The organism is Cytobacillus gottheilii (assembly GCF_900166665.1).
Lineage (GTDB): Bacteria > Bacillota > Bacilli > Bacillales > Cytobacillaceae > Cytobacillus > Cytobacillus gottheilii_A.
In genome coordinates this window covers 595,211-618,595 of sequence record NZ_LT800494.1, presented here as the reverse complement: position 1 = coordinate 618,595, position 23,385 = coordinate 595,211, and the positions used below count along the sequence as shown (strand labels likewise).

Annotated in this window: 23 protein-coding genes; 1 reads left to right on the top strand and 22 read right to left on the bottom strand. The window is 36.8% G+C overall.

Translation table 11 applies throughout. The annotated features are described in order from the left end of the window. Positions 1 to 2: 2 nt before the first annotated feature. From B7E07_RS02985 to B7E07_RS02890, 20 genes are all read right to left on the bottom strand, one after another. Positions 3 to 671, bottom strand: a complete 669-nt coding sequence (locus B7E07_RS02985; protein ID WP_080843999.1) for an HAD family hydrolase — start codon at positions 669 to 671, stop codon at positions 3 to 5. Between the two features lie 20 nt (positions 672 to 691). Further along, a complete protein-coding gene (locus B7E07_RS02980) occupies positions 692 to 1,819 on the bottom strand; it encodes a glycosyltransferase family 2 protein (protein WP_080843998.1) in 1,128 nt (375 codons plus the stop codon). Between the two features lie 25 nt (positions 1,820 to 1,844). Then, a complete protein-coding gene (locus B7E07_RS02975; RefSeq protein WP_080843997.1) occupies positions 1,845 to 3,218 on the bottom strand; it encodes a CDP-glycerol glycerophosphotransferase family protein in 1,374 nt (457 codons plus the stop codon). A gap of 16 nt (positions 3,219 to 3,234) precedes the next feature. After that, positions 3,235 to 4,704 carry a glycosyltransferase family protein gene (locus tag B7E07_RS02970; RefSeq protein ID WP_139785557.1) on the bottom strand — a complete coding sequence of 490 codons (1,470 nt, stop codon included), beginning with the start codon at positions 4,702 to 4,704 and terminating at the stop codon, positions 3,235 to 3,237. Between the two features lie 16 nt (positions 4,705 to 4,720). Next, positions 4,721 to 6,097, bottom strand: a complete 1,377-nt coding sequence (locus B7E07_RS02965) for a CDP-glycerol glycerophosphotransferase family protein (RefSeq protein WP_080843995.1) — start codon at positions 6,095 to 6,097, stop codon at positions 4,721 to 4,723. A gap of 74 nt (positions 6,098 to 6,171) precedes the next feature. Continuing rightward, positions 6,172 to 8,469, bottom strand: a complete 2,298-nt coding sequence (locus B7E07_RS02960) for a motility associated factor glycosyltransferase family protein (RefSeq protein ID WP_080843994.1) — start codon at positions 8,467 to 8,469, stop codon at positions 6,172 to 6,174. 36 nt (positions 8,470 to 8,505) lie between these two features. Further along, entirely contained in the window at positions 8,506 to 9,519 is a 1,014-nt protein-coding gene (locus tag B7E07_RS02955) for an SDR family NAD(P)-dependent oxidoreductase (RefSeq protein ID WP_080843993.1), read from the bottom strand. A gap of 22 nt (positions 9,520 to 9,541) precedes the next feature. After that, positions 9,542 to 10,129 carry a hypothetical protein gene (locus tag B7E07_RS02950; RefSeq protein ID WP_080843992.1) on the bottom strand — a complete coding sequence of 196 codons (588 nt, stop codon included), beginning with the start codon at positions 10,127 to 10,129 and terminating at the stop codon, positions 9,542 to 9,544. Positions 10,130 to 10,333: 204 nt separating this feature from the next. Then, positions 10,334 to 11,305 (bottom strand): flagellin N-terminal helical domain-containing protein, encoded by a 972-nt coding sequence (locus tag B7E07_RS02945; protein ID WP_080843991.1) that lies wholly within the window; start codon positions 11,303 to 11,305, stop codon positions 10,334 to 10,336. 140 nt (positions 11,306 to 11,445) lie between these two features. Further along, positions 11,446 to 11,667, bottom strand: a complete 222-nt coding sequence (gene csrA, locus B7E07_RS02940) for a carbon storage regulator CsrA (RefSeq protein WP_080843990.1) — start codon at positions 11,665 to 11,667, stop codon at positions 11,446 to 11,448. Further along, positions 11,661 to 12,110, bottom strand: coding sequence for a flagellar assembly protein FliW (fliW, locus tag B7E07_RS02935; protein ID WP_080849089.1), 450 nt, complete (start codon positions 12,108 to 12,110; stop codon positions 11,661 to 11,663). Before fliW ends, csrA begins: the two co-directional genes overlap by 7 nt. A 13-nt stretch (positions 12,111 to 12,123) precedes the next feature. Beyond that, the gene (locus B7E07_RS02930) at positions 12,124 to 12,702 is read right to left on the bottom strand and encodes a DUF6470 family protein (protein WP_080843989.1); all 579 of its coding nucleotides are present in this window, start codon (positions 12,700 to 12,702) and stop codon (positions 12,124 to 12,126) included. Between the two features lie 54 nt (positions 12,703 to 12,756). Further along, entirely contained in the window at positions 12,757 to 13,809 is a 1,053-nt protein-coding gene (gene flgL, locus B7E07_RS02925; RefSeq protein ID WP_080843988.1) for a flagellar hook-associated protein FlgL, read from the bottom strand. Positions 13,810 to 13,821: 12 nt separating this feature from the next. Further along, entirely contained in the window at positions 13,822 to 15,696 is a 1,875-nt protein-coding gene (gene flgK, locus B7E07_RS02920; protein ID WP_080843987.1) for a flagellar hook-associated protein FlgK, read from the bottom strand. 24 nt (positions 15,697 to 15,720) lie between these two features. Continuing rightward, the gene (locus tag B7E07_RS02915) at positions 15,721 to 16,200 is read right to left on the bottom strand and encodes a flagellar protein FlgN (RefSeq protein ID WP_080843986.1); all 480 of its coding nucleotides are present in this window, start codon (positions 16,198 to 16,200) and stop codon (positions 15,721 to 15,723) included. Positions 16,201 to 16,212: 12 nt separating this feature from the next. Next, positions 16,213 to 16,479: a flagellar biosynthesis anti-sigma factor FlgM gene (gene flgM, locus B7E07_RS02910; protein ID WP_080843985.1), complete on the bottom strand. Its 267-nt coding sequence runs from the start codon at positions 16,477 to 16,479 to the stop codon at positions 16,213 to 16,215. A gap of 315 nt (positions 16,480 to 16,794) precedes the next feature. After that, positions 16,795 to 17,217, bottom strand: coding sequence for a TIGR03826 family flagellar region protein (locus tag B7E07_RS02905; protein WP_080843984.1), 423 nt, complete (start codon positions 17,215 to 17,217; stop codon positions 16,795 to 16,797). Between the two features lie 47 nt (positions 17,218 to 17,264). Then, complete coding sequence (locus tag B7E07_RS02900; protein ID WP_257391385.1) at positions 17,265 to 17,933, bottom strand: ComF family protein; 669 nt, start codon at positions 17,931 to 17,933, stop codon at positions 17,265 to 17,267. Position 17,934: 1 nt separating this feature from the next. Beyond that, positions 17,935 to 19,446 carry an ATP-dependent helicase ComFA gene (locus tag B7E07_RS02895; protein WP_373886038.1) on the bottom strand — a complete coding sequence of 504 codons (1,512 nt, stop codon included), beginning with the start codon at positions 19,444 to 19,446 and terminating at the stop codon, positions 17,935 to 17,937. A gap of 343 nt (positions 19,447 to 19,789) precedes the next feature. Beyond that, the gene (locus tag B7E07_RS02890; protein ID WP_080843982.1) at positions 19,790 to 20,629 is read right to left on the bottom strand and encodes a DegV family protein; all 840 of its coding nucleotides are present in this window, start codon (positions 20,627 to 20,629) and stop codon (positions 19,790 to 19,792) included. 284 nt (positions 20,630 to 20,913) lie between these two features. On the opposite strand from B7E07_RS02890, the gene B7E07_RS02885 reads away from it, so the two are divergent. Continuing rightward, positions 20,914 to 21,213 (top strand): hypothetical protein, encoded by a 300-nt coding sequence (locus B7E07_RS02885; protein WP_080843981.1) that lies wholly within the window; start codon positions 20,914 to 20,916, stop codon positions 21,211 to 21,213. A gap of 178 nt (positions 21,214 to 21,391) precedes the next feature. Here the strand turns inward: B7E07_RS02885 and B7E07_RS02880 are convergent, their stop codons facing one another. Together B7E07_RS02880 and B7E07_RS02875 are read right to left on the bottom strand one after the other, a co-directional pair. Further along, on the bottom strand, positions 21,392 to 22,075 hold the full coding sequence (locus tag B7E07_RS02880) for a response regulator (protein ID WP_080843980.1): 684 nt from the start codon (positions 22,073 to 22,075) through the stop codon (positions 21,392 to 21,394). A gap of 47 nt (positions 22,076 to 22,122) precedes the next feature. Further along, positions 22,123 to 23,265, bottom strand: coding sequence for a sensor histidine kinase (locus B7E07_RS02875; protein ID WP_080843979.1), 1,143 nt, complete (start codon positions 23,263 to 23,265; stop codon positions 22,123 to 22,125). Between the last annotated feature and the right edge of the window lie 120 nt (positions 23,266 to 23,385).

Here is a 23,385-nt window from a genome sequence, read left to right as displayed (position 1 = left end):
CCTTACTTATCTATAAGCTCTAATAAGGAATAAATATTCCTATCGGCTTCATATTCTTTAGATAATGTTAATTTCATATGATCTCCAACATCCCGAATTATACGTACTGTTCCCATACCTAGTTTACTTGCTGTAATGAAATCTTTATTAGGATTATCGCCAATGTAAACACATTGTTCGTAGCTCATATTCAGACATTCCACAACTTTCTTGTAAGGCAACTCGTGCGGTTTCCAAAAATCACTACCTAAATCTCCTGTCACTACAATACAATCAAAACGCCCCTCTAAATTGAGGGCTTTGATTTTTGACCATTGCATTAGAGAGTTACCGTCCGTTATAAGAGCCGCTTTAACTCTTTCTTCTTTAAGGAAATTTAAAAAAACTTGAGCATCTTCATATAGTGAAATAATTGGTTTGTTAGACCGGTATACATCAACTAGATGAGCAATATCTAGTTCAATATTCATCATTTTACAAACATCATCAAAAATCTTCCCACGGCCACTTTCTTTCCACATAGCTAATAATTGGGGATAAACATCGTTAATACTATAATTAGATTGACTGGCAATCTCTTCTGCAACTGCCTTAAAGCCAGATTTCACATATTCATGTTCACAATATAAAGTATCGTCCAAGTCAAAAATATAAGCTTTATAATCAAGCATAGCATTTTCCTTCATTATAGTTAGATATAAGTAGTTAGATTTCTTCTTAATTCTCTCCAAGTTATTTTCAAACTTGGATTAGCACTGCTAAGTTGACCTCTATTAAAAAAAGCATCCATATAATTTTCTCTTATATCTAATGCTATATTAAATAATTTTTCTGCATCAGTTCTACTGTTTTTTGTTACCAATAAACAACCCAAATTATTGTAAGCCTCAGCCATATTGTCATCGTAAGTCAATGCATGACGATAATAATACTCCGCTCTCTCTGCTTCATTCATAGCATATGCACAATTTCCCATGTAAAAGTATATAAGTGGATTTTGGGATTTAACTGGAATTAATTCATTGAGTAATTGTATTGCTTCCTCGTAATACTCAATCTTCATAAATATCTTTGCTAGTAGCAATACTTTATCCTCAAAGGGGAACGAACTTTTCATAACAGTATTTTTAATGTTTGAAATGCCTATATTTTGAATAATCTTCTTTTCAGCTTGCACTTGTTTTTCATGCGAATTAGTTAGATTATTTTCATGTCTACGGTAAACATATAATTCTCTAGCTAAATATCCAAATTTAAAAAGTTTAGCCAGTTCTATAGTTAAATCATAGTCCTCTGCATTTATATAATTTTCGTTATACCTAAGTTTTTTAAAACAATCCTTCTTGAGCAGCATTGCTTGTGGTAAAGGTACAATCTGCCTAAAAAGAAGTTGTGCTAGAAAATCTTCTTTATTGTTAAATAATCCTTCACTTTTCAGTACATTGATTTGATCTAATGAATTATTTACTACTCTAGCATCACAATATACTATTTGTGTTTCAGGGTTTTTTTCAATAAATTGTAGTTGCTCAGACAGTTTATCTGACATATACAAATCGTCAGCATCTATAAAAGCAATGTACTCTCCTTTTGAGAGCGAAATTCCATAATTTCTAGCAGCAGATGGTCCTTGATTTAACTGATAATGGTAATGAATTTTTTCATTTATATAATCTTTGATAATTGAAGCTGTATTATCAGTGGAACCATCATCTATAATTAATAATTCCCAGTCTATATAGTCTTGCTGAATCACACTCTCTATAGATTCACGAATATACTTTTGACCATTATATACTGGCAGAATAACACTAATCATCGGTATACTCCTTACTACTTCAAAATTAGTTTGTTATTAACTTTTTTATAAAATCCCATAATCTTCTCGATGAGTAAGGATCCTTATACCTATGAAGTATATTGAGAACTTGTCTTCTTTCTTTACTAAAAAGGTCATTCTCTGACGTTTGAAGGATAGCCTCTTTTAACTCTTTAATATTATTGCATTTTTTTCCAGGAGACCAAAAATCAAAGGGTTCTAATAATAATCCTCTATCACTTATATACTCCTCGTAGTCTGGAGTATAAAAAATTATTGGTTTATCAAGTAATAAATAATCGAAAAAGACAGATGAATAATCTGTAATTAGTGTATCAGCAGCACCCAAAATTTCATATAAATCAATATTTCTGTTATTTAAAGTTTCTTCGTTTAAAATATATATATTGCTAAGTTCTGAAAGATTCTTTCGTTCTTGTGGATGAGGTTTTGCAACTAAAATAATATTATTAATCCTTAAAAATGAGTTGATTTCATGTAAATTTTCAATATCAAAAAAATCTTGATCACGATCAATTCGGCCATTCTTTTCACCATATATTGTTTTTCGGAAAGTTGGTAAAAAGAATATAACTTTTTTCCCTTCTAAACTTTGATCTAAAATTCCTTCTAGATTTCTCCTGCTTTCAAAAAAGTCAAATAACAAATCATTTCTCGGCATTCCGAGAACTTCATATTTTTTTCCCTCTACTCCATAGCAGGCATTTAAAAGAGTACTGTAAGTTTGAGAATATGAAATAATATGATCAAACTTAGACCACGCAAAATGATTTGCCTCAACATTTTGGTTTTCATATTTGCTCATATACGATAGGCCTTTAAGCGGTACTCCGTGCCATAATTGGATATTAATTTGTTTATCGTTACATCTATAGTCGTGGGTTGTAATAATTACGAAACTTGTTAAGATATCATAATAATAATTGTTGTTTTTTTTACTTTTATCAATCGTGATAATATCTACTTGCTCCATATTCGATTCCTCTATATTTTTCGAAAGAGCAAATGTGTTTGAACCTGAATTATTTTCAACTAGGAGACAAACTTTTTTGTGATTAATATTAAAATTATCAACCTGTGAATAATCGTAAAAATTTAAACAATAGTCATCTTCAATTAACTCAAATACCACAAATTTATTAATTCCATGGTCTATCAATTGTTTCGCAATTTCAATATCATATACACTACTTATAATTACTTCCCAGTCTTGAAAGTTCTCTAAAATTTCTATACCATATACTTTTTTATCTAGCAAAAGAGTCCCTTGTTTATTTGGATCATTATCAATAAAACCTTTAATATCATAATGAGATAATAATTTATCAACAGCCAGTTCTCCTAATTTGGACGCACCGAATAAAAATATTTTTTTCATCAAACCTCACCAATATCTAATTATGAATTAATTGTAATATGTCCTCTTCGTTTCTTCTTAACCCTGATATGAATGACTTATTATTTAGAATTAGTTCTTTTATCTTTATCTTATCCATTAATATCATTTTTAGCTGTTCATAATTTTCAAATGATATTCCATTACCATTTATCATGACTTGGTCGTGTATATTCCCACTTAGGTTATTAGTTATAACATAAGTTCCTGCCGCATAACTTTCATAATAAGTGTATGAGTATGTTTCTGGCCATACAGACCATAAAAAGGAGATATCTATATTGTATTCTTTCAGCTTATTTGTCATTGCTAGTTCTCCATCTTCTATAAACGAAACATCAATATGTTGTACTCCCTCTAATATTTCATCACTAAAGCCAAAGCAGTAAAATTCATAATCACCTTGAAATTCTTGAACTAATTTTTTAAAAGTGTCCCAGCCCTTATGTTTATTTTTATAACCTACATAAGCGATTTTTATAGATGGATTTATTTTTGTTACTAATTTAGATTCAATACTATAATTTTGATGGGAAATAACTTTTATTTTTCCAGCTGGCAGATTGAAAGATCTCTGAATGATCTCTTTAGTACTATTAGATGGTGCAATTAATTGAATAAACTCATCGTGAAAAAGCTTTTGATGAAATTCATAAATATCCTTTTTTAATTTCCCGCTTTTACAGGTTGAACATTTTCCCCAATTATCATCAAAACCTGCACAAAACTCATCATCATTGTAAATTAGCTTTATGTTACTGCATATACTTGAAAAATCATGCAGGTAATAAATCACAGGTATTCTTTTCTTAACACTTTCAAAGATTGGCAATAAAATTTCAAGTTGCATTCCTATTAAGTTATGAATAAATATTGCTTTTACCTTTTTTAGAAGAGAATTGATATCCGCGATCGTACTATAGCCTAACTCGATTCCATTTATCACAATCGTAAAGTAAGTTCCTCTGAATTGTTTAATATTATACTTTCTCCAAAACAGATGCACATGTGTATAATTCTTTTTATTAAGTAATTCCATTTGTTCTCTAATAAATTTGCTAGTTCCTCCTAGATATAAAGCAAAATTATTCCTCGAAATGGTAATTACTGAATTATCGCTTATCTGATTTATTTCATCTTCACCTAGTTTTTGTAGGGAAAAAAATCGTAATAGTTCTTCTCCACTAATTGTATAAAAATTGTCATATGCTTCTATTGTTTCACATATCTCTTTATAAAATGACGAAAATACAATTATTAATACTTCACTTGCTTTTTCATTTAATAGGCTATCTGAACTCATAATTTGTTTTCCATCTAACTTTGTATTAACCTTTGCTGGGTCACTGTCTATCAGATAGTCAATTTCAATATTAAGTTTTTTTGAAGTTTCTTGATAATAACCACTTGTACCCCAACCGATTATTTTCTTATAATTTTCTTTTAAATATTTTTTCAAGTTTTCCATCAGAGATTTTTCCCTCTCATTTTTTTCCCTCGTATTTAGATATAATAAGATCCCATACTCTTTTAGATGAGTCAAAATCATCATATTTATGGACCATTTTTTTAATGTGAGTTCTTTCGCTTGAATACCATTTATCATCCACTAAAAATCGATCAATCGCCTTGATCAAGTCTTCTACATTTTTTACATTTGGGCCTGGCATCATGGTCTCTGGATTGTCGAATAAAAAACCTCTATTGTTTTCATATTGTTCTTGATCCCTGGTCCAAAATACTAGTGGTTTATTTAAAAGTAAATAGTCAAAGTAAACAGATGAATAATCTGTAATTAGTAGGTCACTTCCATCTAAAGTTTCATAGAAATCAATATTTAACCTCTTAAAATCTTCATCGCAAACAAAATAGATATGTTTATATCCCTGTTCAATACTTAAGTCTGCATCAAAGGGGTGCTTTTTAACTAGTAGTATACTATCTTTACTACCTAAATATTGATCAATAATACTTAATTCATCACCATAATTAGAGATATTATCTCCTTCGATATATTCTACCCCTTCTCTCCTTCTAAAGGTTGGTATATAGTATATCACCTTCTTATGTTCACTTTTTTTCCCAGTTAAAAGCGAGAGAAAGGTACTTGCCTTAGGTGAATGTAATAGATCATTTCTTGGCATTCCAGTTGTATTAAATTTAGTTATATCTATATTAAACACACTAGAAATCATGTAACTATAAAAATTAGAATACGATATGATATAATCTATACCTTTATCCACATTCCCCAGATTATCTGTATTTTTCACCATTGCTCCTAATGCTTTTAATGGGAAACCGTGCCATGTTTCTATATTTATCTCACTTTTATAGTTTCTAGATTCCATATGAGTCGTGACTATAATCTCATATTCCTTCCAACTCCTTCTGTATTCTTCCAGGTCAATCAATTCCACTTTGAATCTCTTTTTTATATCCGTTGGAGTCTTCCTATAAAGTGCAAGACAATTACAGCCTGAATTTCTTCTAGAAAGCAGTCCAATTTTTTTACTTTCTCTTTTTGGAAAGATAATGTTCCTTATTAGTTTTTCTTTCTCTGACTGGTCCCTATATTTCTTAAACCAATCAATATTATCAAAGAATGGAACAATTTTCTCTCTATTTATACCCATCTTTAGCAAACCTTCTAATATTTCAGCTGTGTGCATGCTACATATTAATATAAAATCATATTTACTTTCTTTTAATTCCATGGGAGGAGCTATACGATATCCATTCCAATTTGTACCCCATTTTTTTATATCATTGTCTGAAATTGCAATGATGTTAATTGATTCACTTATTTGTGCTAATGCCTCTTCAGCAGCACTCCCTGAACCAAATATAATAATATCCATTCCAGATAACCTCTATCTTGTTTATTTTACAATATTTAATATTAGTTATTTTCTGTAAACTACCTTATCTTTCTTTAAACATCCTTATGAATTAAATGTCCATCCAAATCTATTTCAACAGCTTGAAAAATAAAGGTCTTTTCATCTAAGTTTATAATTTCAACCTCGTGTATAGTGTTAGATAGTTTACTTTTTTCAAAGATTACATTTTCGTAATCACATACAAATGAATTATCATATAATTTTTCACTCGATGAGAAGGTATATGAAACCCCATCAATTTTTATAGATATTTTTGATGAATTATCTATATGTTTTCCACCGATAATTCTTAGAAATGTACCTTTGAATTTGAATTTAATATTTTCATTTATTGTGGTTGTCTTCATACAACTATATACAAATTGATCTTTATACATTTTATTTTGAAGCTTAGTTTCTTGCTTAAACCAATTCTCAGTATAGTGAAATTCTCCTGAATCACTCTCGAATCTTTTACAATTCCTGTATTTGTCCTGGTTTTCAATATACTTATGAACATAGTTCTTTATTGTCGGTGCAAGATCATTATAGGTTTGCTTGCATATATCCAAATATGCTTCAAATAAATTCTTAATCTGCATAGCTTTAATTTTTGAATTTTCTTCGTTTTTAACCTTTTGTATGCTTTTCTCTAGTAATTCAAATTGCACTCTAGTAATAGGCCTAACATAAACTTTATAAAATTCGTTTTCTAAAAGATTATTAATTTTTTTATCAAATTTCACGTAAACTGATTGGATCTTAGTTAAACTATTAGTAGTTACTAATTCTTCTAACGCATCTAACTGGTCATAAATTTCGATAATTAGCTTTACATAATCCCTCATTGATTTCTGCATTTTTCTTACTTTGTCAGTGACATATTTAAGAAACGAATCAGTTGCGTTGTTAGAAAAGGTTTCTTTTGAGACAACCTTATTTTGTAACCTCTTTTTAACTACGTCTTCAAGTTGCTGATAAGGAGCTCCTTCAATCTTCGCTCCACCATTTGTGGTGTTAATAAACTCTATTTGTTTGTTTTGTTCTATATACTGCTGCATCATAAAACGCATTTGATTAAATGCAGAATTTGAGTTGATCTTGTTCCCAAAAACATCCTCAACTTCAACTAAATCAATCATATCCTTTTTTTGGATTTCAGCATTTTTGTTTTTGCCTCTGTTAATATCTTTTGAATAAAACAGATTACCTTTAAAGGCGAGGTTTTGTCCAACTAAAATAATCATTCCTACTTCTAACCTTGATAGGATATCAATAGTGACGATTGCGATTGAAAAGGCATCATTTATTATATAACTATTGTTTTTATTCTTAAGATAAAAAGGAGACACTGTGTCCTGTGATGTTATAAAATGAAATTTAGGGCCAGGGTATCTTTGAATTGTCTCATAACCAACACTTGTACCGTATATTATCGGTACAGAAGTAATTCCTTCTTTTTCAAAAACACTAAAAACAGAAAAGTTATGCTCTTGTGGATCATATGTTAAAACTGCATCTGGCAGGATATCATTTGCAATTAGTGCTTTGTTCGCAGAACCAACTGCAAAAATATAAGCTAAGCCCTTCTCTTTGATATATCTTAAGTTTTCATATTCATCTTGTAATGAAGGACCAGCTGAAACAATTATTACTGTTTTGCCCTTAAAATAATCTTTTTTCTCTTCTATAAAATTTGGAGTACTTAATGTTGTTGGTAAATTCATTAAAGAATTTAGAGTCCATCTCCTAGCAAAATGATAATCTACACCAAGGTTATAAACTCTTGCTTCTATTGCAATTTTTATCCTCTTTGCAAAACTGCTAAATTGATTGGGAAAAATTTTTTCATAACTAGGCAAGGGGATCAAAACAACATCACCAAATATTGATGAAGAAAAATGGTTTAAACATTCTTCTAAAGAGTTAGGACTATTTTCTAAATAGATATTCTCCAAATTACTCGTATTGAAATTCGGAAAGATACGATTATTGAGTATCTCTTTAAATAAAGTAATACTCGGTTCATAAATAGAAAAACTTGTAACAGGAAAAACTTTTGTAAAATATTCAATCTGATAACCAAGTCCAATCCCATAAAACATGACATGAGTATCATCGCCAATTTTACTGGAATAATTGTAGATTATCCGTTCTGCTTCCTTTAACGGGTCATACTTACTATGAATGTATATGGATTGATTTTGAGTAACAGCTTTTATCGTTAATTCATGACTTTTTGTTTCTTCTATTATTGACTCTAAAAAATCATTGCCTGAAACTTCGCTCTCTAATATATTTAAAACACTTGGATAATGTAATTTAAGGTAGTTTAAATTTTCTTTATACATACAAACATTCACCCCGTTATTTCTAAGCAATTTCAGTTAAAATAGCTCCTCATCCAGCAGCCATTTTCTTAAAGTATCCTTGTTAATTGTATCTTTCTTAAAGGGAGAAGGAGGTTCACCATTATATTTTTTTAATGTTTTGTAGTTCGGTCCCTTACCTCCAAATGAAGGTAGCAATATAAAAAGTTCTTCTGTCTCTAGAGCTATCTTTGCTTCATCTTCAGTCATTAACTGTTCATACATTTTTTCCCCTGGACGAAGGCCAACTTCTTTAATTTGAACTGTATCATTCAGACTATGTTTCTTTCTAACTCCCTCAATTAAAACCTCTACTAAATCCTTCAATTTTATGACTGGCATTTTTAAAACAAATACTTCGCCTCCAACTGCCATCTCATTTGCTTTTAAAATAAGTGAGATCGCTTGCGACGGGGTCATCATGTACCTTAACATTGCCAAATCTGTGACATTAACTTTTTTGTCAATTAGGATTTGCTTCTTAAAAAGCGGAATAACAGATCCACGTGAACCCATTACATTTCCAAATCTTACAGAACAAAAAACTGTATCCTTTGGTCCCTTTTGAAATTCAGTAGCAGAAATTAACTTTTCAGCTGTTAATTTAGTTGCTCCATAAGTATTCGTTGGTGCTATCGCTTTATCTGTACTTGTAAATAAAACTTTTTTTACTCCCGCTTCTAAAGCTGCCTGTATAACATTTTGTGTGCCTAATACATTGGTTTGGACTGCTTCAAATGGGTTATATTCACAAGCTGGAACGTGTTTCATAGCAGCAAGATGAAAAACATAATCAATATCCTCCATTGCCCGGGAGAGTCTTTTTTCATCTCTTACATCACCTATTAAAAACCTGATATTATGATGTTCCTGTAATTCTTGCTGCATCTCAAATTGTTTATATTCATCTCTGCTAAAAATTCGGATAACATTTGGACCTTGTAAAAGCAGTTCTTTTGTCAAATACTGACCTATAGTCCCGGTACCGCCAATAATAAGGATTTTCTTATTCGTATACATTGTTTTTTGCATCAAAATACCCACTTCGTTAGTTTCATTTTACTTCAAAGTTCCTCTCTGTTTCTGCGTTAATTATTTCAAATTGTGGTAAAATCTCGTACAAAATAATATCTGCAATAAGCGTAGAGTCTTTATTTTCCAAGGCTTCCAATAAATTAGGCAACTCCACATCGAAAGTCGCAATACTCTTTAGAATTTCTTCCCATCCAGCTATATTATGGTTAGTATCGTCAATACTCTTTACAGTTTGATAAATCCAAGCAATACCTTCTAATAATAGGGTTAACGTTTCCCATGTTTGATCTGTTGGATTTTGATAGAATTCATCAACCATTTTTTTAATTTCTGGAATTCCTCCATTAGTATAATCGTATAAAGATACCAACAGATTCGAGATAAATTCTTCAACGGTGCTTAATTTCAAGGTGATTTCTTTAATATCATTTATATTTCCCACGATATAATCACTATGTTCCGAGTAAATCTCAATACCATCTATATTTAAATGACTAAAATATTGATCACCATTAGCTAGAAGTTCGTTGATTTTCTCAATTAGTTCTGATGTACCTTTTTCACTATTTTCAAATGTGAATTCCATACCCATGGCATTTAATTTCATTTTAATTCCCCCGATTCTTCGATATGTTTTATATCGACATTCTTCTACAAAAGTTAACAATATCTATTAAGGAATAGCTATAAGGACCTAGGGAGTTATTTTATAGGAAAGATAACCAGTATTTCAATTAGTATGTGGGGATCAATAAATAAAAATACAAAAAAAAAGAAGACTTTGGAAATCCAAAGTCTTCTTTTTTAAATATTAACCTAATAATTGTAGTACTGATTGAGGTTTTTGGTTTGCTTGAGCAAGCATTGCTTGAGAAGCTTGACCTAAGATGTTTGCACGAGTCATTTCCATTACCTCTTTAGCCATGTCTACATCACGAATACGAGATTCAGCTGCAGATAGGTTTTCAGAAGAGTTGTTTAGGTTAGATATTGTGTGCTCTAAACGATTTTGGAATGAACCAAGATCTGAACGCTGTGCAGAAACTGCTTCAATTGCATTGTTGATTACTTTGATTGCTGCAGTTGCATCATCGTGGTTTTGAACACTTAATGCAGAACCTGTTTTAGCACTGCTTGTTCCGTTCGTAACACCAGCGCCACTGAATTTAGCACCAGCAACATCACTGTTGTCTGTTAGTTCTGTAACTGAAGAACCTGCTGTAGCATCTGCACCTTTTTCTCCTTCTAAGCCAAGAGCTTTTGCGCTCATATTCATAACTTCAATTTCCATGCTTTGGCCCATGTTAGCACCAATTTGGAAAGTAGCTGTGAATGATGTAGCTGAACCTGTACCAGTAGAGCCACCGCCACCACTTAACAATTTCTGAGTGTTAAACTCAGTTGTATTAGAGATACGGTTGATTTCAGATGTAAGCTGGTTGATTTCTTTTTGAATCTCGTTACGGTCTACAGTTACGTTCGTGTCATTCGCTGCTTGTGTAGCAAGTTCACGCATACGTTGTAGAATGTTGTGAGTTTCTCCAAGAGCACCCTCAGCAGTTTGAATCATAGAGATACCATCTTGAGCGTTACGGCTAGCTTGGTCTAAACCACGTACTTGAGCACGCATTTTTTCAGAAATTGCTAGACCTGCAGCATCGTCTCCTGCACGGTTGATACGAAGACCTGAAGATAATTTTTCCATTGCTTTTGCACCAGCATTGTTATTTACGCCCATTTGACGGTAAGTATTTAATGCTGAAGTATTGTTGTTGATAATCATTTTTGTTTCCTCCCTGATTTTAACTGTCCCACATCCATGTGGTAGTTTTTGTTTTGTTGAGCTGAGAGGCGGCCGCCCCCTCAGCTTCTATAAATTATATCGGCATGATTTCTAATAGTTTTACAGTTATTTTTATTTTTTTATTTTCTATTTTTTAGCAGCTCAATTAAATTAGATGGAAGGTCAGATGCTTCACTATTTTCCTTCTGAATCTGCAGATAGATTTCTTTTCTGTGTATATCAACTTCTCTTGGAGCTTTAATGCCGAGCTTGATTTGATCTCCATCGATCGCTAGGATCGTTAGTTCAATCGTATCGTTAATAATAATTGATTCATTTTGTTTTCTAGTTAGCACTAACATGAGGATTCCTCCTTAGTTGAGGCTGGAAAAAGCGGTTGCTTTGTCTCATAGTCTGAATCATTAAGTATAAGTTGTTTCCCCTTTTTTTCTTTCACATTAATAACCACCGGGCCCTTTAAATTGGCAGTAGATGCTGAAAAAGGTTCCTTTAATGTTAGAATCACAAATGTTGCAACATCTTCGTGACTTGCTATTTTTAAGGATTCAATCAACGCTGAGGGAAGGTGATATTGATATGTTGGAAAAAATGGATACGGATCCACAACCACAAAGGCTAGTTCTGGAGTTTGTGTTGATTGCAGGATAAAATAAGGCAATTCATTTAAGAATGGAAGCAATGCAAATTCTGTTTCATCTTGAAACCCAGGGATACCTTTTTTAAAATAAATCACCTGTTTTTCATCAATTTCTAGTTCTCCTTGGTATTTCGTGGCTATTTTCATCATTTTTCACCTCTTATACATACTCATCCATATGGAAGTTAACGACCTCTAATTTAAACGAATTTTTTTGTTTCAAGTAAGGATCTGCGCTCCAATTTTCATGCTGCATGACTGGTTTATTAGTAGTGACATCGATTCTTGGCTTAAATGAAGTAAAGTTTACATCGACATCTCCTGGATCATAATCAATCTTGACTCGAAATGGTGTTTTCGGCAAATAACCGATCCCGATTTCTTTCATGGGAGGGCTACTGTTTTGTTTGGAGATACGAGCAATAGCATCCCCCCCATTCTCAATCTTCATCATTTGTTCCCCTTCACGAGCTCTTCGTGCAACACCTTGTGCTAGCATTTGCTTACTTTGCTCTGCCCACTCTCTCGTTCTTCTCGCGGCGCTTTTCTGATCAACATCCGCAAAAGCTTCTGTTTGATCAATATTTAGCTTAGACTTTTTATAGTTAATTTCTAATTTAGCAGCAGGCTGTTCAATTCGCATTTCGGCTTGAGACTGCTGAATTTTCATTGTCGGCTGATAAATATTAATACCTAATTTCGCACTAATTTGATGTACCTGCAAAGACGGCATATTCATAGTTTCACCACTTTTAACTAAAAATAGAAAGAAAAGCTATCAAAATTTGATAGCTTAACGTAAAAAATCAATTAAAGAAGGCTGTATAATTCTCGAGCCAACTGCTAAAGAGGCACGATGTAACGTTTCTTGTGAAGTCAGTTCAATGATGGTTTTTTCAGCGTCAATATCTTCATTTTCTGACATTGTTGACTTTGCAATGATTTCCTGAGATGATAGCCTGCTTTCTACCATTTCAACTCTGTTGTACCGTGCTCCAAGCTCAGCTCGTTCTGAAATAATATTATCAACATGACCATCAAGAATCCCAAGAAATTCACTCAGATCCTCGCCCTTTGTTTCAGGAGATTCTAGAGCAGATACAAGTTTACCTATGTCCGAAAAGAAATCTAAGGAAAACACATTTTGAGGTGTAATGTTTACATTCAGGTTAACACCCTTGGTTACTTCAATATCAACATCTCTTTGGTTCACGGAAACAGCTCCAACTTCCTTTGCCGCGTATTCACCCGCTACTGGAACTTCAACCTTTGTTCCTTTTGAATCAATGAATGCTCCACTAGTATCGTTCCACAGAAGCTGCGTACCATCTTCCGCAAAAAGTGTATAATCTTTAGCGTTACCTTCATTGATTGTTGCTATGTCGATTTCTTGGTCAATCTTACTTAAGTCAACTGGTTTTCCGGATGTATCAGAACCATTAAAGATATACTTATTGTTTACTTTCGTATTTGCAAGAGATTCAAGATGAACACGAAGCTGCTTCACTTCACTTGCAATCGCCTGGCGCTGAGATGTTTCATAAGAATCATTAGAAGCTTGACTAGTCAATTCTCTAATTCGCTGCATTACATTGTTCACTTCATCCAAAGCCGCATCCCCATTATCCATCCAGTTATAAACTTCTGATAGGTTACGGTTAAACTGCTCAACTTCAACGACTTGTGAGCGGTAGCGCATGCCTTTCATGGCGACAACAGGGTCGTCTGAAGGGCGGCTTACTTTTTTACCAGTGGTAAGCTGTTCTTCTAGCTTGCCGAGGTTTTTATAGCTGTTTTGTATATGCCGCAGCGAGTTGGCTGATAGCATGGATTGTGTTACGCGCATTTAGTTTCCTCCTTATCTGCCGACTCTGCCCATGCCGTTGATTACTGTATCAAGCATTTCGTCGATGGCAGTCATTTGTCGAGCGGCAGCGTTGTAGGCGTGCTGGAATTGGACCATGTTGGTCATTTCTTCATCAAGTGAAACCGAGCTGACAGATGAGCGGTTATATTCAACTGTGTCTACTAGGTTTTGTGTGTTGCGCACCATGCGGTTTGCTTCTTCTGTGTCGACACCCATTTGGCCGATGATTCCTTGGTAGAAGCTCATGATGCTCGATGTTGAGCCGTTGAATTCCATATTGCTGTCTTTCACGTTAGCAAGTGCTAATGCATTTGATCCGTCTCCGACAAAGGATTGATTGGAAGGATTCACACCCGTTCCTTCAAGCTCAAATGACCAACTGTCGCCAGCGCTGAGATTTTTGATTGTAGAAGGATCTAGTTTAAGACCGAATAATTCCATGTTTTCTGGTACAGTTTGATTTTCATGTCCAGCAATTGGGCTGCCAGTATTCTTGTCAGTTGCTGTATATGTCCACTGACCAGCATTATAGGAAACTTCTATTTTCACCTGGTCATGCACTACCGGTTCTGTACCCGCAGAAGTGACTCCTGCAAAAGCACCTAGAACGGTTGGATTGCCAGTCGAAGTATTTGCTCCGCCAGCAGTAATGCCGCCGCTGAACATTTTTCCGCTTGATGATGCGGCAATATTATTCAGTTCGTTTTTAATATCATCCGAGAGTTTCAGCTTGGAAGCTGCACCTTTTGGTGAAAGAAGCTCTCCGCCTTCATAAGAGAAGAAATCAAATCCTTGTTTTGCACCATTTTGAATCTCGGTAATGCTCCAGCCGCTGTTATGAACGGCGTTAAAGTTCTGAGCAAAACGAAAAGCCATTAGATCAAGGTTTTCAAGCATCTTAGGATATTCGCCTACTTCTTTACCAGTTGCATCCTCATAGCCATAGGATTGTACCTGAGATAGCAGCTGCCCATTTGAAGTAAAATCAGCCGCAGCTACTTGTTTATTGCCAACTGTAAAACCTGTAATTGCTCCAGATTCTTGATTCTTTTTAACGGTCATTTCGTTAATGAGATTATTTTTTCCATCTACAAGCGTACCAACTGATTTACCGCTGCTGTTTAAGATTTCAATTGTATATTTACCTTCAGCTAAGCTGCTGGACATGCCGCCGCTTTGCGCAGGTGTAATTTTAATATTCACAAGTCCAGATAACTGATCAACGAGTGTATCTCTCGCATCATATAAATCATTTGGCAGGTAGCCGTGCGGCTCCACGTCACCGATTTGGTTATTGATGTTTTGAATCTGTCTGACGAGCGAGTTGATTTCTTTCACAGAGTGATCAATCTGATTGCCAAGGTCTGTTTTTTGCGCTTGAATTTGGCCGGAAAGATAGTTAAATGTTTCAGCCACTGCAATTCCGCGCTGTCTTACAACCGAGCGTGCCCCAGAATCTTCCGGCTGTACGGAAAGATCCTGCAGAGAGTTCCAGAAGCGATCAAGCGTTTGAGCAAGTCCGTCCTCAGAAGGCTCGTTCATCACGTCTTCCATTCGTGTTAAGGCTTCACTGCGGGAGCTCCAGTAACCGAATTTATTGTTTTCATTACGAAACTGTGAATCTAGGAATCCTTCGCGAATGCGCTGTACAGATCCAGCTTCAACACCTGTTCCCATTTGTCCAGGCAAAAGCGGACTGTTCATGCCGATGGATGGGTAGGCTTCCGTCTGATTGAAGTTGACACGCTGACGGGAGTAGCCTGGTGTATTTGCGTTTGAAATATTATGTGCAGTTGTATATAAAGCACCCTGCTGCGTGAAAAGCGCGCGGCGTGCTGTTTCTAACCCCATAAATGATGATCTCATCGTTACCCTCCGATCGCTGTAAGGCTACGCACGTGAATTAAACATGCCCTTTTGCGGTTTAGACTGATTACTCTTTGGATTTGTATAATTAAAGTTCTGCATCGATTGCGGCTGCAGAAGACTCATAGACATATTAACGAATTGCAGTGATTGGTAAATAAGCTGCTGATTGAGCTGATTGCGCTCCTGCAGTGCTTCTACTTCTGTTACCAGACTGTCCTTCAAGGTTAAGGCTTTGCTTTTAATATCTTCCTCTAAGAACGGAAGACAATCTTCAAGCGTTGGTTTTTCCTGCTGCTGTACGACCTTGCTGCAGGCAGCCTGCCGCAGCTGTTCCATTTTTTCGATCGCTGCAACATGGGACTGTTCGTCCTTCAGCATTTGATCAAGGGCAGGCATGTCGCCAGCCTTAATAATATCAGTCTTTTTAATCGCTAGCTCATTGAGACTTTTATGCAGCTTCAACAGATTTTCCATCGCTGTTATAAGAGCAGTAGCAGACATGCGCTTCCCTCCTTAATGTTTTGTGTAGTAGCTGACGATGCTTTTCGCAATGTCTTTTGGATTTGGCTTATAGTTGCCGTTTTCGATTTGAATTTTCAAATCGTCAATCTTCGCTTGGCGGGCCTGTGTTGTTGAAGACGCCTGCTGCATTTCTTTTGCTGCAGAAGAGATTTCAATTTTATCAGACGCAGATGCCGTTGTTTTGCTCGTTTGATCGATTTTGTTCATTTGACGTTTATACGGATTAATTCCTGAAGTTCCAATATTATTGATCTTCATTGTTTATCACTCACTTTCGTTTCCGTGCAAAATGATTCTTACTTCTATTATCGGTGAAAAACGCAGATTTTTAAATATTTCTTAGCATTTAGTAAAATTTACTTATCTATGCATGCTGATTTTATTGCATATAAAGTTTCTGCGTGTTGTTTTCCGCTGCAGGGTGCTCGCTTTCCGCGGGTGAGAGATGAGCTTCTCCCGCCGGAGTCTCGTACCCTTCCGCTCCAAACAACAAAGTAAAAGATCAAATTATTTTTCAAAAGAAAAGCAAGTAAGAAATATATGACTTTTTCCCTACTTGCTTTTAACTTGTTGTTATTTCAGTTTGTCATCAAAGACGAAGTAGGCGCCTTGTTTGTCGCGTTTTTCTATGTCTTTTTTGCGTTCTTCTTCGGTTTCGTGGTTTTGCAGTTCTTTGCGCAGGGAGACTGCACAGCTTGAGCAAATTTTACCTTCGCGGATGGATGTGCCGCATTTTTCACAAGGGTAGCCTAAGTTCGGGAACTGTGTCAATTTTAGACGGCCGGTTTTAATAAATTTGAGGATCAGTGTTTCTTCAATCCCAGTTGCTTCGACAACCTGGTCCATCATTGCTGTGCGATTTTCACGTTTGCGAATGTATTGGTAAACCGTTTCGTACGCTTTTTCTTCTTCGTTATAGCAGTTTTGGCAAATGTTACGGAATTGATTCATTACAAAAAGTGCGTCACATTTAGGACAATTTGATAGTTCAGCCATCGGTTCCACCTCTAATTTTTCTTATCTCCAATAGATCATAACGGACTCTACCCGCGCGCGACGGTGAGCGATGTCACAGTCTTTGCTCCCGCCTCCTTTAAAAGAATGGCAGCATGCCGCAATGTAGATCCTGTTGTATATATATCGTCAATTAAGACAATTTGTTTACCGGATAAATTTGTCTGCTCTATCATTTGAAATACCTGTGGTAAATGAATGCGGTCATGACGGGATTTTTTCGACTGTTTTTCACTATGTTTTCTGGTGAGGAGATGGGTGGGTTCTTTTCCTAAAGAGAGAATGAGCGCTTCTGACTGATTAAATGCCCGTTCATAAAGGCGCTCCGGACTAAGTGGTACCGGTACAACGAGGTCGTATGTGAGGGTTTGGAGTTTCGGTTTCAGCAGGCTTGCAAAGGCAGCCGAGACGGCATAGTCACCTCTATATTTAAAAAGAGCAACCAGTTCCTTGCAGTAATCATTATATATCAGCACGGAAATGTTCAAATCCAAAACACCTGACCAGGCTGCGTTTTCTTCCCACCGAAGACAATCCAGGCAGGTTCCGTCCTGGTGATAGGAGGTTTGCTCCAGAGGGCGCGAACATAGTTTGCACATGTCTCCGGTGATATAGTCAAGTTTTGCTAAGCAGTCTTGGCATAATACCGGTCCTTCCTCCTTCGCAAACAGACTCTGCCAGCTGACCAGCTTTTTCAATTCAGTTCCGCATCCCAGGCAAAACATAATCAATCAGTCCTTTCTCGAACGCTTCCTTATTCATATTCGTGATTTGTCTGTATGCCTTGTTCATGGCGTTTGTTTTTCCATAGTGAAAAAAGGTTATGTTTCCGTTTGGCTGACTTGAGCTTCTTCCTGCCCTGCCGGCAATCTGTACTAGAGCACTTTCGGTAAAAATGCGATCCTCCGCACCAAGCACCGCAACATCCACACCTGGAAACGTGACCCCTCTCTCCAAAATCGTTGTCGTCACCAAGAGTGGTGTTTCCTTGTTCCGCATCCGCTGTACTTTTTCTTTTCTTTGTGGATCTTCGGCATGTACTGCTTCAATTCGTTCATCAAAGGTTTTCATATAGGGAAGCAGTACTTCCATTAATTCAATTTTAGGAAGGAAAAGGAGGGCTGGTGTTTTTTCTGTTAGCCTTTTAGTAATCCAAGTTTCTACAATAAGGGGAAGTTTTCCGCGTTTTAAGGTTTTCTCCCAATCTCCGCACCACTTCATCTCAGGAACGGGCAGAGGGTGGCGATGATAGCGTCCGGGAATGGTCACGAAAGGCCTGTTTCCCTTTTTGCATTCGTTTTGCCATTTTTCGTTCGGGGTCGCTGATAAGGAGATAAGAGCTGAGCTATTTTTTCGTGCCTTTTGAGCAGCATGCTGTAAGGATCTGTCCGCTGAGAACGGAAAGGCATCAACTTCATCAATAATAATCGTGTCGAACGCTTCATGGAAGCGGAATAATTGGTGTGTGGTTGAGATCGTTAGGACGCTGTTTTCATTGCGCTCTTCACTGCCTCCATAAAGTGCAGCTACCTTGATACCAGGGAAAACCGCTTGGAGGCGGGGGCTGAGCTCGAGGACAACATCTGTGCGCGGAGTCGCGATACAGACGCGTTTTCCTTGTGCAAGTGCTGCTGCAATGCCGGCGAAAAGCACCTCGGTTTTCCCTGCTCCGCACACCGCCCAAACTAATAGCTCCCCGTTTGCTTGAATAGCTTCAGTGACTTTTTTCGAAGCATGGGCTTGTCCTTGGGAAAGCGTTCCGTCCCATTTCAGCGCCGCTGTACCTGATAAGTGGGCTGCAGGTCCTGCCCATGATAAAAGTGGAGTGCAGCTGCTGACTCGGCCCATCATAATACAATGCCGGCAGTACAAACACTCTTTTTCACCGCAGCGCGCACAAGAAAATGCTGCAAAATGATGCCTGGTGCTATTGCCGCAGCGTGTGCAGACAGGTTTTCCTTTTTCAATGCTGATTCCTTTGTGATAGTGGATATAGCCATTTTCATAGTGTTCATGGAGCTGTTCTTTCGGAAAGGGAAGTTCGTCGTGAAGGAGCATTCGACCTTGGAGAAAGTGCTGAAGGTTTTGGCTGAAAGGGTAATTGGGATTTATTTCTGGCTGCGGGATGTGGGTGAGCGCTGCGATTGTTGTGCTGTTTGGGTCTGTGGAGGTTGAGAGCTTTAGTTTGTTTTCTTGCAGAGTAAAGCGCAAATAGGACCACCTCTCTTTTTGTGATTATTTTATCATGAAATTTGGTGGGGGTCAGTTTTTAAGAGGTGGAAATATGGTCGTTGGAGCGTAGATTCTTTGGTCGTGCCGAAATGCTACTGGTTCGAGGTTGGATATTCGCCGTCCAGAGGATTTATTCGCTGTTCATTTGATTTATTCGCCGTGAAAAAATTTTATTCGCCATTAAATTCATATATTCGCTGTAAACATACTTTTATTCGCCAAACCTCTAATTCGGCACTGCCAACCACAAAAATTCACCCGCCAACCCCAACACAACAAAAAAACACCACCCCCGCCCAGCGGAAATGGTGCCTTTCAAACTCTATTTCTTCACCCAGCCAAGTCCCATGGATCCTTCGCCAAGATGAGTGCCAATAACCGGTCCAAAATAACTGATCACAAACTCCACGTGCGGAAATTGCTCCTCAAGCTCTGCTTTCCAGTCAATTGCTTCCTGCTCCCGATTTGCATGAATAATAACTGCACGGTGTGGCTCGCCGCTTTGGACTGCTTCGCCAAGCAATTCAACAATGCGTTTCATTGCCTTTTTTCTTGTGCGAATTTTTTCAAATGGAACAATCAGTTTATCTTCGAAATGCAATAAAGGCTTCACCTGAAGAAGACTGCCGATTAAGGCTTGAGCACTGGACAAGCGTCCGCCGCGCTGCAGGTGGGATAAATCATCCACCATAAAATACGCCTTTAAGGTTTTGCGCATTTCTTCAAGACGTTCCATAATTTCTGCGGCATTCTTGCCCTCAGCTGCCATCTCCGCCGCCTCCAAGACATAAAAGCCTTGAACCATGCAGCTGATTTCTGAATCAAATGGAAATACTTTAATATCTTCAACTAGGCTTCCAGCAGACACAGCTCCCTGGAATGTACCGCTAATACCGCTTGAAAGGTGAATCGAAACGACTTCATCGTATTCTTTTGACAGCTTTTCGAACAGCTCCATAAACTCGCCAACAGGTGGCTGAGAAGTGGTTGGCAGTTCTTTTGTTTTAACTTCCTCGTAAAAGCCATCTGCGGTAATTTCTACTTCCTCCTGATAGGTTTCATTGCCGAAAATGACACTTAGAGGAATCATATGTATGTTCAATTTTTTCCGTATTTCTAGTGGTATGTATGCCGTACTATCTGTAACAACAGCTGTTTTCATAAATAGAGCTACCATCCTTATCCTTTTTTCTCTACTATATGTTCTTCTATTATTTTATATGAATGAATGAAAAATTGCATTACTTACAAGCAGATTCTTACAGATCACTATGTAAATATTTAATAAAGATCAAGTCTTAAATTAAATAGACAATATAAATAGAAAAATCCCAACAATTTTAAAATTACGTGAATCCGCAAACATCTTCTAATTTCTAACAATTGTGTTAAACTCTATACTTGTTGAATTGACAAATATTATAAGAAAGGTGGTTTTAAAAGCAGTTGGAAGACTTTTTTCACTCTCGATTCCTGTATAAGGATCGTGAATACTTTGAAGGCAGAAACGTTTTTAATCATAATATTCTGCGGCACGAATTACAAAAACACGAAAAAATTATCATTCCTGCTCATCAGGAACAGATTAGCGGTTCCGAGTTAGCAGATTGGCTCATACACAATTCTTCTCCTCAATATATAGATAAGCTCGTGTTGATGATTCAAAAAGCACGCAAACATCATTCTGATACAAAAGCCATTATTGAAATGGCCGTATCAGCTCTCACCATAGATTCTCTCACATAAAATAAGCATAAAACCATTTACCCTTTGACCTCAAGATTTTAAAATATACAGCGAGAAAGATGCACAATTAAGATTTGCAGTAAACCGAATGAGGCACCCGGCATATTCTTTCGGGTGCCTCATTTTCTGCAGTACAAAAAAAACACGTAAAGGGTGCTCCCCTTTACGTGCAGTTTTTTTATCGAACCTCAACCCAGCCGTTTTTAATCGCGACAACAACAGCTTGTGTACGGTCATTTACATTCATTTTTTGCAGGATATTGCTCACATGGTTTTTAACGGTTTTTTCGCTAATGTATAGAGCTTCACCAATACCGCGGTTGCTTTTTCCGTCAGCAAGCAGCTGAAGAACTTCGCATTCACGGCGTGTCAGCAAATGAAGCGGTCTGCGAATTTCCACTTGCATATAGGTACTGCGATTGTTTGTCCCTTCAGAAGCCAAACGGCGGTATTCATTGACTAGGTTATGTGTAACTTTTGGATGCAGATAGGATCCGCCATCAGCCACAACCTTTACAGCTTCTACTAGAGCGTCAGCATCCATTTCTTTCAGCAGATAACCGCTAGCACCAGTTTTTAGTGCGTGTGTTACATAGTTTTCATCATCATGAATGGATAAGATGATGACTTTTGATTCTGGATACTTTTCAGTCAATAAACGTGTCGCTTCGACTCCATTTGTATTTGGCATATTAATATCCATAATCACAACATCTGGACGATGCGTCTCAACTAGGCCCATTGCCTCGCTGCCGTCATCTCCTTCTGCTACTACGTCAAAAGAATTTTCAAAATCCAAAATTCTTTTTACCCCTTCTCTGAATAGTTGGTGATCATCGATGATTACGATTTTTGTTGTCAAATTCTCCGCCTCCCAAGCTCTCTCTCTTTTATGTTCATTTCCTTTTTTTATAAACTTAAAGGGATTTGAATGATTACGATTGTGCCTCTTCCTTGCTTAGAATCAATGGAAAGCTGACCCTCAACAAGCTCCACACGTTCTCTCATTCCCATGATACCAAAGGAATCTCCCTTTTTCTCTTTTATATTAAATCCTTTGCCATTGTCGCGGATTACCGCTGCCACTCTGTCACTGCGGATTTCCAGCTTGACCGAAATATCCGAGCATTGCGCATGCTTGAGCGCGTTTTGCACTGATTCTTGAATCAGCCGGAATAAGGCCACTTCATATTGTGGAGGCAGCCGCCGCTCTTCTCCAATGTTTTGAAAACTAATTCCAACGTTTTGATGATATTCTTCAATTGTTTGCAAATACTTTTTCAAGGTTGGAACAAGTCCCAAATCATCCAACGCCATTGGCCGCAGATCATAGATAATTCTCCGCACCTCATACAGGGCGCTTCTCACCATTTTCTTCAGGCTTTTAATCTCTACAATTGCTTCTGCACCGCCGCGTTCTTTGTATACTCTTTCAATTAAATCAGAACGCATCATCACATTTGCCATCATTTGCGCTGGGCCGTCATGGATTTCACGCGACAGGCGTTTTCTTTCCTCTTCCTGTGCTTCAATGATCTTTAAGCCAAATTCCTGCTTCAGCCTTGCATCCTCCAGCACCTCACCCATTTGCTTGAGATCACTCGTTAAGTAATTCATCACAACGGTAATCTGTGAGATTAGATGCTCAGCCCGCTCAATCGTATCATGAACAGTTAAGAGTCTTCTTTCAATATCATCGCGCTTGTCTCTCAGCTGTTTTTCCGTCTGCCGGTTCATTGAAAGATCCATTTGCAGCTGATGAGCCTTCTCATATGCCTCGCGCACTTCAACCTCTGTATAATCCTTAAAATGCATACTGACTTCAGACAGCCGTTTTCGGGCAAACCTCGTCTTTACTTCGAGTTCGTCACCAGCAGTAATTATTTTCGCTACATTCAGCTTGACCTCTTTTAACTCATCTGTTAGCGTTTCATAATCTTTTCGGCACTGTTCGCCAATCCGAAAAATTTCATCTTTACTCGTTCCGACTGTTTCAATCATTTTCTGCAATATTAAATCAAGTGCTTTTGTATCAAATTTCTTTAAACTCATTCACATTCCTCCAAGGGAAAGAAAAGCGCAGCATAAGGTTCTTGGCGCTAACTTATGTTGTATTCTCTCTTTTTGTCAGAATAGCCTGCCAGACCTACTTCCATTATAATCTCCATGTTG